Genomic DNA, 12,575 nt, shown 5'->3' on the forward strand with positions numbered 1-12,575 from the left:
GGTGAGACTCCTGAACCATTCGCCTTTTATGACTTTGCCCGCATCCGATATGCCCGGAGTATGCAAATTTACTTTGTTAGAAAAATCAACGAGAGTGAAGATAGTCGGGGCGAGAAGCACCCATAACGGCTGCAAGCTGAAACTAAGCGGTAATGGAGGGTTTTCTTCTTTAGGCGGGTTTTCCTTGCGGTAGAGCGCGAGTTGCAGTCGGGCTCGCTCCTCATGTTCCGGCAAAATGAAAATCTGGAACGGCCCGGTCTCGAGTCGTGTCAGACGATGCGATATTCCCTGGGATAGCAGTACGAGACTGTCATCGCGAATCTGGCGGAAGGTACCTTCTGAAATGCAGATATTTTCGGGAAACTGCGGCTCTTCCTGTTTAGACGATTCGTCATTTGTCGAGGATGGTTCCGGCTTTGGGGTTATAGATTGAACTTTCAGTCCCTCTCGAGGAATATCCGACGGGGATCGCATGTAGCGCGGCCGCAACGGCGACATGAATCGTGGCATGGACTCCTCCTAAATGACTGCGGCCGATGTCATGGCGAAATGCCCTGTCGCAGTCTCGCATTCGGCGCGCAGGTAGGCGAAGTCGTCTATGTTGACGCTGATATCGGTCTTTGCGGGTGGTAGCACTAGGCTCTCTATGCACAAGGTCTCATCCTTGGCGAGCTTTCCGTTGGAGGATCGTCTGCGTCCAAAAATGCGGATGTGTCGGAAGGCTCCTCCGTAGTCTTCCGTGTTGCGGGCGTGGAACAGAACCTTCTTGCCGTCGATTTCCCACCAGAGGGCGGGGCCGTCGGTAACGTAGCAGTTGTCGCCTGCAAATGCCTCGTTGAGTGATTCAAGTGAGATTCTTTTCTCGCCTGATTTAACAACCGTTCGAACTTTTCCGAACACGTGCTCGCGGCTGTGACCGAGCGAAATCAGTGGCATATGTACTGATGTGGTGTCGTTCAGGTCTCCGTGGGCGTCGTTTCCGCCGATGGGTAGCAAGTAATTGCCCTTGCCGAGTTCCTCGATCCACCACTCTCGACCGAGCTTGAATCCTTCGTCGCGAATTCCGTTCCAGAACTGGATTCCGCGAATATTGTGTCCTGCTTCCAGGTTCAGATCCTTGTGGCTCCAGTAGCCGCGACGGAAGATGAATTTTTCGAGATAACCCATGGGCTGCATCGGGTGTGCAGCAAAGCAGTGCGCCGCAGTCATTTCCAGGAGCTTCGGAATTTTGAAGGTTGGCTTGTTATCGAGCCAGTTGCGTCCGCAGTCGCCGAGACCGGGCAGGTAGCCGTTGGGGCCTAGCACCGTCATGTGCACGTTTTCGCCCTTGGAATTGCCTGCCGAAACTTCTTCGCCTGCAATCATGAGGGGCATGCCTTCGGCTTGGTTAAGCTTGCTGATTTCCTCGCGTAATGCGTCAAAGCGGCAGAGTGGCGAATCCGCTTCGCGAGTGTAGTCCTCGGTAGTAAAGGCAAAATCGTAGGCGTGGTCGGTACAGCTCACGTAATCGAGTCCGATGGCCTTGGCCGCTTGCTGTAGGACTTCGGGAGATGCTCCGTGTTCTACGTGGTCAGCCGAATAATGCGTGTGGCAGTGCATTTCGCCTGCAATGAATCCGGGAGCCTTTGGGGGGTCCTGAGCGAGCACCTGGATTTTTAGCGGTACGGCCTTTAGTCCCGGATAGTTCCAACGGTTGAATACCTTGACTTTCTCTAGGACATTCCCGTTTATCGGGTCTATTCGTCGTGCGTAAATCTTGCAATCGATTTCGTATTTCCCTGGAGCGAGATTTCCGAGTTTTACGGGGAAGAATCCGAACTGTTCCGTGGCGCGAATTTGCAGGTCGAAGGTTTTACCGAGAATTTCAGCCTTCTCGATAAGCGTCGGGAACCGATGCGCATCGCGGACCACAATCCATAAAGTCGGCTCGACACCCGGCACAAACTGGAACGGGGCGTCCACGAGGATTTCGGGCCATGGCCTATACAGAAGCGACCATGGTAGCTTGAACTTGAAATGCGTTTCGGCGTAATGAAGTTTTTCGCCCGGAATGAGGCTCATTATTCCTCCGGGGATTTTTCGTTCGCTTCGCTAGAACTTGTGGTGTCGATAGGCGTAGTGTCCACGGTTGTGGTGTCGGCTACTGTTGAATCTGCTGCTGTTGTGTCGGCAACCGTTGTCGTGGCTGCTGTTGTTGGCGGAACTGTTGCGGAATCGCCGTCGGGGACGTCGTCATCGTCGTCATCTTCTTCGACTGGTTCGGGTTCGTTCCAGAGGCCAAAGCCTACGCGCACCTGCATCGTGAGTCCGCCAATATTCCACTTAGCCTTTTCCTTGGGACCGTCGGGAACAATGTCCGAGTAATTGCCGTTGGATTCTACCTTGATGCTGCTGAATCCGATGTCGCCGTATATGTTGAAATTCTTCCAGCTGGCAATCAGGTAACCGACGCTAATTCCGAATCCGGATCCCCATAGGGGAGTCTTTGCTTCGACTTTTCCCCAGGTGGAGTAGATTTCGGTGCCGGGCAGTATCCAGTACCAGCGTACACCGATGCTGAACAGGCTTTCTCCCGAAAGTGTCATCAGATTGCGGGGAATTCCTAACCTGTATTCGAGAAACATCGGTATTCCCTGGATCGTATAGCTGTAATTGTGGGAGCGGCTCTTGCGATCTGTCAGCACGACCGATTCGTTGTCATAGATGTAACTCACGCCCGCGCTGATGAAGTTGTTGCGGAATACCTGGTACTGAATTCCAAAGGCAATCGGGAAGCAAAAGTTGACTTTCTGGAAGTCCTGCTTGGCCACGCTCAGCGATTCGCTCTCGGTCAGGGCATCTTCCTTGAAACTGTAATACAGTGTGTCGATGGCGTTCTGGAAGTATTCGCGTTCAGGAAAATCCAGAAACGAGACGGATGGCTGCAGAAATATTGACAGTTTGGAACGGTCGCGCTCCGAAGTCTCTTCGGCGGCCATCGCAGATGCGGCAAGAACAGCCACAATGAGTATGCTAAAAATGACTCTCACCTGCTTGCGACTTCCTCATTCCTCATTTCACATTCCACATCACGCATCACGCATTAGTTCTGCATTTCGCGGTCTTCTTTCCAGAACCTCTTCTTTTGGGAATCCTTCTTCATGCGCTTTGCAAATGCAATTTCAGCCTTGTCGATTTTCTTTTCGGTTTTGGCGATCTGCTTCTGGATTTTTTTGTCGTCGGGAGAAGCCTCGTTCTTTGCGATGTTCAGATAGAGTTTGGCCGTTTCGAACTGGTCAAGCTCGTTGTAGGCCTGAGCGATCATGAACAGGGCCTCGGTGCGGCGCTTGCTGTTGGGATAGGTTTCAAGGAATTCCTTGAAGTAGATGACGGCTGCCTGGTATTTGTCCATGCGCAGGTAAAGCCTGGCGGTCTGGAATTCCTTTTCGGCGAGTCGTTCTACGAGCAGGTTATAATAGTAGTTCACGGAATCGCGCAGCGGAGTGTCTGGATAGTTCGACAGATAGCGTTCGAAATCCTTCATGGCGATAGTTGTGTTCGCTTCGTCGCGGCTTACGCGAAATTCCATGTTGAACGACGAGATGGCCTTGCGAAATTCGGCCGTCTCGATAAAGGGAGAGCCTGGAAAGTTTAAAACGAAGCTGCCGTATTCGCCGCGCGCCTCGATCCAGTCTTCCATGTTGAAGTAGCTTTCGGCCATTAGGAACTGGGCCTGCTCCATGTAACCGGTTCCTGCGCACAACGAGAGAATTTCTTCGAGCTTGTCGGTTGCGCGACCGTATTTTCCTTTCTTGAAAAGCGCTTCTGCGTTCTCGTAACGGATGCGGCACCATTCCGTGTGCTTCATCTTGGTCTGCCCACTAGAGGAGCAACCTGCGAGGAGGACTACTTCGGCCAAAACACAAAGGAATACGGGAATCTTTTTTAACAGGGTCATCTTTTTTCTTTGGTTAATTCTAATTTTACTCCCGTAAATTAGAAAATTTTAAAAGTCCGGAAAAATGATTTTAGTCCGCTACGTATTGAAAGAGCTCATCGCCCCTTTTTTGGCGGCTCTTTTCGGCATTACGTTCCTGTTTGTGGTAGACTTCCTTGTCAAAATTCTTGACAATGTGCTTTCTAAAGGACTTCCTGCGTCTACGGTTCTTGAGATTTTCGCACTGAACCTTGCGTGGATGCTTTCGCTATCGGTGCCCATGGCCGTGCTGGTGGCAAGCCTCATGACATTCGGTCGCATGTCTGGCGATCAGGAAATTACGGCGTGCAAGGCGGCCGGCGTTTCGCCCCTTTCGCTCATGCGTCCGGTACTCATTGTGTCGATGCTCATTTCGGTTCTTATGGTTGTTTTCAACAACTGGATTCTTCCCGAGGCGAACCACCGTTCCGTGGAACTCATGAATGCGGTTTCCCGTAAAAAGCCGCATGTCTTCATTGACGAAGGGCGCCTCATCACCCAGTTCCCCGATGTGCAACTGTGGGTTAACCGTATCGATCCTATGTCTGGAACTTTGTACGGAATCCAGATATATGAGATGGAAAAGAAGGGCGCTCCGCGTATTGTGTATGCCGACAGCGCCACGATGGAATACGCCGACAACGGTGCGACTCTCATGCTCCGCCTACGTAGCGGCGAGACACACATGACCGATGCCGACAATCCGGCGAATTATTTCCGCATCAGGTTCTTCTCCCAGGACCTTGCCATGAAAAATGTCGACGACCGTCTGGAACGCCGCAGCCGCAGTTATCGCAGTGACCGCGAAATGCCAATCGAAATGATGAACGAGGTCGTTGCCGATGCGGAAAAAAGGTACGAAGAGAACCGTAAGGTTGCGCTCGAAAAACGCTTGGAGACGCTTGTCAGTTTGTATAAATTGGTTGATTCGGATTCGATTGTGCCTACTTCGGTGGAAACGGGCGCCTCGCTGGATTCCGTCCAGCGCCGTAGGTCGCTGCAGCGTTTGCGCGTTCAGGAAATTTCGGCGATGCGTACGACAGAACATCAATATGGTCGGATGCTCACTGAGCTTAAGCGCAAGGCGCAGTACACGGTGGAAATCCAGAAAAAGTACAGTACGAGTTTCGCCTGCTTCATTTTTATTCTGATTGGAGCCCCTCTAGGTATCATGGCCCGTAAGGGCGGTATCGGTACGGGTATCCTTTACAGCCTTTCTTTTTTCGTCATCTACTGGATTTGCCTTATCGGCGGCGAAAATTTGGCGGACCGTCTTCTGATCGATCCAGTTCTTGCCATGTGGGCGTCCAATATCATTATCGGCTCGTTCGGAATCTTCATTACGATTACCATGGTCCGTGATCGCTTTTCGGGGAATTCCCGTTTGCGTCGGGCCCTGCTTGCGATTCGTGGATTGTTCTGTAGGATTTCCAAGGTGTTTACGCGGAGGATGCGATGAAATTCTCGCGTTACATGATATGGAATTTTGTGAAGATGTTCCTCATCGTCTTGATTGGAGCCATTTTCATGTTCGTGGTAATCGACTTTGTCGGAAACATCAGGACATGGCTCTCGCGAGAAACGAAGGATGCGGTGGACTATTATGTCTGCTACTTGCCCTACATGATTTACCTTATTACGCCGGTCGCCCTTTTCATCGCGGTGATTGCATCGATCGGCAATATGGCGCGACATCTCGAAATGAGCGCCATGCAGAGTTCGGGTCAGAGTCCTCTGAAGACCTTGTTCCCGATATTTGTCTTTGGAATCCTTGTCTCGGTGGCCTCTTATGAGATGAGCGAACTTTGGCTCCCTGACGCAAATCATAAGCGTCTGGAAATCATGGAAACCAATTCGCAGAAAAAGAAGAATCCGCGCATCAAGGAAAAACGCGACTTCACGTTTATCGATAGCGAGCGTGCGAGCTGGTTCTTTAGGCATTATTCCGGAAAGAATCGCCTCGGTCGAGATGTTGTCCTGCTCCTGAGGGACCAGGGCCGCATGCAGGAACGCTACGATGCCAAACTCGTGCGCTGGGTAGAAGAGGCTCCGAAAGATTCTCTGGATTCCCTAAAAAAAATTAGCGAAGGAGACAACTGGCCGGGCTGCTGGCAGTTTGAAAGGGGCTATAGACGCGTTTTCACGAAAGACGGCGATGTCAAGGCGTATCCGATTCGTAGTGAAAAAATATGCGACAAGGTGGCGACGATGCCGGCGGACCTCATCAATGAACGTCAGGTTTCCGATGAGATGGATTCCAAGATGGTCCTTAAGCGAATCGAGGTGCTCAAGCGCTCGGGCGAAGACACTCGGGCCATGGAAACGGCTCTGCATTTCAAACGCTCTGCGCACTGGATGAATTTGATTGTTCTGCTCATCGGTGCAGCTCTATGTCACCGGTATAGCCGTTCTGGGGGGCTTTCCCAAAAATTCGGAGTTGGCCTCCTGATTGTTTTTAGCTATTATATTCTGGAAAGAATCGGATTGAAGATGGGAGAAAATGGTGCACTTTCGCCTTTTTGGGCGGCCTGGATTAGCCACTTCGTGTACGGTGGCGTATCAGTAGTGATGTTGTACCGTTCCTTCCGCTTGTAATGGGTAGAATATGTCTGTTGCGGAAATACTTTTTGTTGTCGCGGGTTTCCTGCTGGGACTTGCGTTCCAAGGAGGAATGCTCCTTTTCCTAATACCTTTTGCCGTCGTTGCCTTTGTGCTCGCCTTCATGAACCGTCCACGTCTTGCTGGACCGAACAGTACTCCTGCAACGGCGAACCTCCCGGTCATTTCCCTTCCGGGACGTTCGACTGCGGCTACTCCTGTGGTCGCTCCGGATCTTCGTTCGGAATTCCGTAATGGTGCAGGTCAGGCGAATGAACCTGAGGCTGCTCTCAAGGTGAGTCAGGTATGGGCGCGAGCCAATTCCGACATCAACCGTTCCATGACTGACATGCTGCGCGCGTTGAAGGCTGTCGTTCCGCACGTGAATTCCGTCCTGGTGTTTACGCAGATGGAAAATCCCAAGGAATGGGGAATGCGTAATTATGTGAACGACAAGGAAATCTCCGTGAATCCCTGTATCCGTATAACGGAAAATTCCGGATTGCTCAGCCAGATGTTCCGCACGGAAGTCAACCGCCTTCTAGAAGGGGACCTTCCTAGCGCAAAGAGTCTTCTGTACTATGTGGACAATACGCCTATCAAGTCGGTCGTTGCAGTGCCGATTTTGGCTCACAGTTCCGGTGCCCGCGTGGGTGCCTTGGTGATGGACTCTGTCTATCCGAACGCCTTTAATGACATGACTGCCAAGGCCCTGAGCCATATTGCATCGGCGATAGCGATGCTCGACTACAAGGGCTTCTATTCGGCTCAGAAGCATATTGCCCTTCAGCAGTATAGCGGTCTTTATAATTACCAGCGCAAGTTCTTCCAGACGATGTCTGTCAAGGACATATACAAGCAGATTATCAATTATGTCAAGGACAATGTGGCGTATGACCGTCTGACGATTCTGGTGATGGACAACAAGGAAGAAAATTCCGGTCGCGTAGAGTACTGCGACGGTATTGACTCCGAACAGTTTGTGAATAAGCGTTTCACCTTGTCGGATAAGGGCATCTTTGTTCTTTCGCTCATGTGGAATCGCCCCGTGGAACGCAGTTTCTCGTCGGGCTTCAACGAATATGTGCCGCGTCTGAACGATAACGAACAGCGTAACCTCAATTTGCGCCAGATTCTGGTGATGCCGATTTCTGCCGATCCCAGTGCCGAAGGCAAGGTGGCCGATATGGCCATCTGTCTGGAAAGCGGTGGCTCTCGTTCCTACAACGATCACGAGAAGGAACTGCTCAAGGCGTTTGCGGGCGTTGCCGGCTTTGCCTACGATCGGGCCTGCAAGTTCGAACAGGGCCGCGACATGGCCATGCGCGACGGTATGACGGGACTTATCAATCAGAAAACTTTGCGTGAAAAGCTGCGCACCGAAAAGATTCGCGCCGACCGTCGTAAGTACAATATTGGTATCCTGATGATGGATATTGACCATTTCAAGAGCGTCAACGATACCTATGGTCACTCGGTCGGTGACATGGTCATTAAGGGTATTGCGACTGCCATTAGCGGTGAAATCCGTAGGGACATTGACATTGTTTCCCGTTACGGTGGCGAAGAATTTGTGGTAGGTCTTGTTGAGACTGATGCCGACGGTATGATCGAAACGGCAGAACGTATCCGTAAGGCCGTGCAGAAGCTGGTCTTCGATATTCATCGAGCCGAACCGCTCCGCGTGACGATCAGTATCGGCGCCTATCTGGTCACGCCATCGTTCACGAATGATATGTTCAAGGCCGTCAATAATGCCGACCAGGCTCTCTACCGAGCCAAGGAAGGCGGCCGTAACCAGGTTATCCAGTTCCAGGAAGTGGAACCGGAAGTGACTGCTTCTCAAACTTAACGGGAACTACGTATGTTTACAGTCCTGGATTGGATTGTCCTTGTCGCCTACCTGCTTCTTTCCGTATTTATTGGACTGTGGGTTTCTCGCGGTAACAAGAATCTCAAGGAATATATGCTCGGAGGAGGTTCTATTCCGTGGGTGGCCGTTGGCATCAGCCTGATTGCGACTTCGGTGAGCGCAACAACATTCCTGGGGGCTCCTGCCGACGTGTACGGCGACAACATGACGTTCCTCATGTTCCAGATTGGCGCGCTAATCAGTATCGTTGTCGTGGGTGTCGTCTTTATTCCGAAATTTCGTACTTCTGGAATCAACAGCGCCTATGAACTTTTCGAGATGCGCTTTTCGAAGCCGGTGCGCCGTTTGGCGGCAGTTTTTTATTGCCTTCACCTCCTGCTTCGCACGGGTATTCTGCTGTTTGCGCCGTCTTTGGTGCTTGCTCAGGTTCTGCATGTCGACCTGAAGGCGGCGATTGTCGTTTCGGCTACTGTCGCTATTTTCTACACCTGGTTCGGTGGAATTAAGGCGGTCATTTGGACCGACGTGATGCAGTTCTGCGTGTTCTTTGGCGGTGGTGTATTGGTTCTTTTAGTCATTGCAAGTTCGGTTGGGGGCTTCGGTGAGATGGTTGCTTTGGCAAGCGAGGCGGGCAAAACAAAGTGGTGGGACGCTTCAATGGATATTTCGAATGCGCGTACGCTCGTGTCAGCAGGTTTTGCCTACGCCATTCTTGAAATTGCGATTCGTGGATGTGACCAGCAGTTTGTGCAGCGTTACTTGAGTTGCAAGGATGTCAAGGCGGCAAATCGATCAAGTGTTCTTTCGATGGTACTTGGCTGTGTGGTTTCTATCCTGTTCTACTGGGTGGGGGCTGCCCTCTATGTGTACTACCAGAAAGCTCATGTCGCGGTCCTTCCCGAGGGTGTAGGACAAAACGACGTGTTTCCTTACTTTATTGTAAATGGACTCCCTGTGGGGGTGACGGGGCTGATTGTTGCTGCCATTTGTGCTGCCGCTATGAGTAGCCTCTCGAGTGCAATCAATTCGCTCGGCAATACTTCCGAACGCGATATTCTTGGCTGGGACGAAACCGATGGAATCGGTGGCTTGAAGCGAGCCAAGATATGGACTGTTGTCTGGGGGGCTCTTGGTATTCTCTTTGCTCTGTTTGCAGCGACACAGCAGGGGAGTCTTCTCAAGAATGCTCTGTTTTTTACGGGGCTTTTCACGGGACCGTTACTGGGCATGTTCCTGTTAGCCTTCTTTGCTGATAGGGTCTTTGGCGTGGAATCCTGCAAACTTCGCGGCTGGGTTGTTATTGTTGCAGTTCTCTGTGGTATGGCAAGTCTCGTGCTTGTGCAGGGAATCCCTGCCTTCGGAGTTCCGGCGGTTCTGGGCGGTGTATTCAGCTGGCCGTGGATGCCTTTTATCAGCATGACGACTACGGTAGTTGTCGCTCTGGTTGTCAATGCGCTTGTCAACCTGTTCAAGCGTTAGGAGGTCCATATGTTAGGGAAGTTCTTCCCGTTCCTGATTTTGTTACTTGTCCTTCTGGGCTTTATTGTCGTGTCATTTGACAAGGCGGATCGTCCGTCGATAAGTGCTCTGACTTCACCTTCTGCGAAGTCGTCTTCGGTAACGCCTACGGTTGAAGTCCTTGCATCAGAACAGCGCAAGTTCGAAGCGAACGAGTTCTTGACTGTGGCGTCTATCGAGCTACACGGCCGTGACAAGGAAATTCTGTCTAGACAGATGGAAAGCCGCCGTCAGTCTGTTTTTGAACAAATGAAGAAAATTGATGTTGATGAAAGTGAAATTGAACAAAATAGCGTCGAGATGCACAAGGAATGGGCCTATGATAAGGGCTCCCGCAGCTTGACGGGCTATGTGATGAGACAGTCCTTTGCCATCAAGAGTTCTTCGCGTTCAATTGCCGCTGCAGTAATAGCAACGCTTTCTGCAGAAATGGATGTCGAAATAATCCGCACTTCTGCAGGACTCAAGGAACGAGATTCTCTGCAGAACGAAATTATCCGGGCCGTGGGCAAGGAGGCGCTTCGCAAGGCGGAAAGCTATGCCGCCGGTGTCGGTGGCAAGGTGGGCAAGGTAATTTCCTTGGTAGGCGAGGGCGACGGAATTGTTCCGGCGCGCTCTAGACCCATGGTCAAATATGCGACTCTCGGAGCCGTGTCGAATGGTGTCGCAGATGAATCGGCCGTGGCGGATTCCGTCGCGATTTCTGCGTCGGTAAGGCTGGTGGTCGAACTTCTACAGTAGGCCTGATTCCGGCTAGCTACACTTTATATTTTTGTCAAGGTGAAATGTCAAAAATGTTGCATTTTTCTGTTGATAAATATAAGTGCTTATTTATAAAGGGGTTACCGAGTTTCCGGTTTTTAGGAAAAGCTAAAACTCGGGGGTGGTTACGTAGGCTGTTGATAAACCACCCCGAACGTAAACAAAAATTATAAAAAAAATTAAGTTTTTTACGAGAAAATCATTCAAAAGTGCATTTCTTTTGTTATATTGTTTCCATATCTTGTGTTTCTTGACCTGGTTCGGGCACAAGATGTAGTGGAATGCGAAAAAAGTAAGAAACATATGCCCGATACGAGCTCTGGACTGAAAAACGCCTCTTTTGGAGGCTTCGAAAGTGCTCGCCGAGCGCCAAGGATTGGTTAGATGATTGTCTCTGTAAGGAAGCGCGACGGCCGCGAGATGCCGTTTAACATAGAGAAGATTGCCGACGCTATTGTGAAGGCTTTCCGTGCCTCGGGCGAATTGGAAGAACAAATTAAGGCCGCCCAGAGCCAGTTGAATTTGTTGGGAAATGACGATGTGCTGACGAGCACGGCCCTCAAGGTGTCTGCCGATGTGGTGGGCAAGCTCGAAGCCGAGGGCAAGACCGTTCCCGATATCGAGGAAATCCAGGACGCTGTAGAAAAGGCCCTTACCGAAGGTGGCTATGGCGACACCGCCAAGAGCTACATCCTGTACCGTGCCGAGCGTACCCGCGTGCGCGAAGTCAATACGCGCCTCATGCATACGCTCAAGGACATTACCTTCAGCTCCGCCAAGGAATCTGACCTGAAGCGCGAAAATGCAAACATCGATGGCGACACCGCTATGGGTACCATGCTCAAGTACGGTTCCGAATCGGCAAAGCATTTCTACACCATGATGATGCTCAAGCCCGAGCACAGCCGCGCCCACATGGAAGGCGACATCCATATCCACGATCTGGATTTCTACTCGCTTACCATGACCTGCTGCCAGATCGACCTGAAGAAGCTTTTCAAGAATGGCTTCAATACGGGCCATGGTCACCTGCGTGAACCCAAGGACATCCGTAGCTACGCGGCTCTCGCTGCCATTGCCATTCAGAGTAACCAGAACGACCAGCACGGTGGCCAGTCCATTCCGAACTTCGATTACGCCATGGCTGACGGCGTGCGCATCACCTACCGCAAGGCCTACCTTTCCAACATGGTCAAGGCCCTTATGCTTCTGACCGGAAAGACCGAAGAGGAAATTCAGCCGGTAGTGAAAAAGCTCCATACCGAAATGGCCGAGATGGGCATGGTGGCGACACTTGTTCCCAACGAAAAGTTCCAGGAGTCCGAAGCCTACGAACTTGCCAAGAGCTATGGCGAACACACTGTCGTGAATGCACAGAAGTTTGCCGAAAAGATGGCCTACGAAGAAACCGACAAGGCGACCTTCCAGGCCATGGAAGCCTTTGTGCATAACCTGAACTCCATGCACAGCCGCGCCGGTGCCCAGACTCCGTTCTCGAGCATCAACTATGGCATGTGCACCGAACCCGAAGCCCGTATGGTGATGAAGAACCTTCTCCTCACCACCGAGGATGGCCTCGGCGGTGGCGAAACGGCCATCTTCCCGATTCAGATTTTCCGCGTCAAGGAAGGCATCAATCTGAACCCGGGAGACCCGAACTACGACTTATTCAAGCTGTCTTGCCGCGTGAGCGCCAAGCGTCTGTTCCCGAACTTCAGCTTCCAGGATGCCCCGTACAACTTGCAGTACTACAAGCCGGGCCACCCTGAAACCGAAATTGCCTACATGGGTTGCCGTACCCGCGTAATCGGTAACCATTACGACCCGAGCCGCGAAGTCCGCTTTGGCCGTGGCAACTTGAGCTTTACT

General features: G+C 51.5%; 9 protein-coding genes and 1 pseudogene. 6 read left to right on the plus strand and 4 right to left on the minus strand.

Features of this window, described 5'->3' with window-relative positions; all coding sequences use genetic code 11:
• The 4 genes and pseudogenes from Q0628_RS03905 to bamD all read right to left on the minus strand — a co-directional run.
• Positions 1-510 (minus strand): annotated as a pseudogene (locus tag Q0628_RS03905) (rhomboid family intramembrane serine protease); the annotation flags it as partial.
• A 9-nt stretch (positions 511-519) separates the two neighbouring features.
• Positions 520-2,061, minus strand: a complete 1,542-nt coding sequence (locus tag Q0628_RS03910; RefSeq protein WP_298768336.1) for a hypothetical protein — start codon at positions 2,059-2,061, stop codon at positions 520-522.
• Positions 2,061-3,029, minus strand: coding sequence for a hypothetical protein (locus tag Q0628_RS03915; RefSeq protein WP_298768338.1), 969 nt, complete (start codon positions 3,027-3,029; stop codon positions 2,061-2,063). Before Q0628_RS03915 ends, Q0628_RS03910 begins: the two co-directional genes overlap by 1 nt.
• A gap of 53 nt (positions 3,030-3,082) precedes the next feature.
• On the minus strand, positions 3,083-3,937 hold the full coding sequence (gene bamD / locus Q0628_RS03920) for an outer membrane protein assembly factor BamD (RefSeq protein ID WP_298768340.1): 855 nt from the start codon (positions 3,935-3,937) through the stop codon (positions 3,083-3,085).
• A gap of 64 nt (positions 3,938-4,001) precedes the next feature.
• On the opposite strand from bamD, the gene Q0628_RS03925 reads away from it, so the two are divergent.
• The 6 genes from Q0628_RS03925 to nrdD form a co-directional block, all read left to right on the plus strand.
• On the plus strand, positions 4,002-5,414 hold the full coding sequence (locus Q0628_RS03925) for an LptF/LptG family permease (RefSeq protein WP_298768342.1): 1,413 nt from the start codon (positions 4,002-4,004) through the stop codon (positions 5,412-5,414).
• The gene (locus Q0628_RS03930) at positions 5,411-6,550 is read left to right on the plus strand and encodes an LptF/LptG family permease (RefSeq protein ID WP_298768344.1); all 1,140 of its coding nucleotides are present in this window, start codon (positions 5,411-5,413) and stop codon (positions 6,548-6,550) included. The genes Q0628_RS03925 and Q0628_RS03930 overlap by 4 nt, the downstream gene beginning before the upstream one ends.
• A gap of 10 nt (positions 6,551-6,560) precedes the next feature.
• On the plus strand, positions 6,561-8,405 hold the full coding sequence (locus Q0628_RS03935) for a diguanylate cyclase (RefSeq protein WP_298768345.1): 1,845 nt from the start codon (positions 6,561-6,563) through the stop codon (positions 8,403-8,405).
• A 12-nt stretch (positions 8,406-8,417) separates the two neighbouring features.
• Positions 8,418-9,905, plus strand: coding sequence for a sodium:solute symporter (locus Q0628_RS03940; protein ID WP_298768347.1), 1,488 nt, complete (start codon positions 8,418-8,420; stop codon positions 9,903-9,905).
• 9 nt (positions 9,906-9,914) lie between these two features.
• Positions 9,915-10,685, plus strand: a complete 771-nt coding sequence (locus Q0628_RS03945; protein WP_298768349.1) for an SIMPL domain-containing protein — start codon at positions 9,915-9,917, stop codon at positions 10,683-10,685.
• A gap of 405 nt (positions 10,686-11,090) precedes the next feature.
• The coding region (nrdD, locus tag Q0628_RS03950; RefSeq protein WP_298768351.1) for an anaerobic ribonucleoside-triphosphate reductase at positions 11,091-12,575 on the plus strand (1,485 nt) is incomplete at its 3' end.

It is taken from the genome of uncultured Fibrobacter sp., from assembly GCF_937877005.1.
Classification (GTDB): Bacteria; Fibrobacterota; Fibrobacteria; order Fibrobacterales; family Fibrobacteraceae; genus Fibrobacter.

What these genes read in the sequence shown, in the direction of transcription:
- Q0628_RS03910 (WP_298768336.1), bottom strand. Translation starts at nt 2,061, where the DNA reads ATGAGCCTCATTCCGGGCGAAAAACTTCATTACGCCGAAACGCATTTC.
- bamD (WP_298768340.1), bottom strand. Translation starts at nt 3,937, where the DNA reads ATGACCCTGTTAAAAAAGATTCCCGTATTCCTTTGTGTTTTGGCCGAA.
- Q0628_RS03925 (WP_298768342.1), top strand. Translation starts at nt 4,002, where the DNA reads ATGATTTTAGTCCGCTACGTATTGAAAGAGCTCATCGCCCCTTTTTTG.
- Q0628_RS03930 (WP_298768344.1), top strand. Translation starts at nt 5,411, where the DNA reads ATGAAATTCTCGCGTTACATGATATGGAATTTTGTGAAGATGTTCCTC.
- Q0628_RS03935 (WP_298768345.1), top strand. Translation starts at nt 6,561, where the DNA reads ATGTCTGTTGCGGAAATACTTTTTGTTGTCGCGGGTTTCCTGCTGGGA.
- Q0628_RS03940 (WP_298768347.1), top strand. Translation starts at nt 8,418, where the DNA reads ATGTTTACAGTCCTGGATTGGATTGTCCTTGTCGCCTACCTGCTTCTT.
- Q0628_RS03945 (WP_298768349.1), top strand. Translation starts at nt 9,915, where the DNA reads ATGTTAGGGAAGTTCTTCCCGTTCCTGATTTTGTTACTTGTCCTTCTG.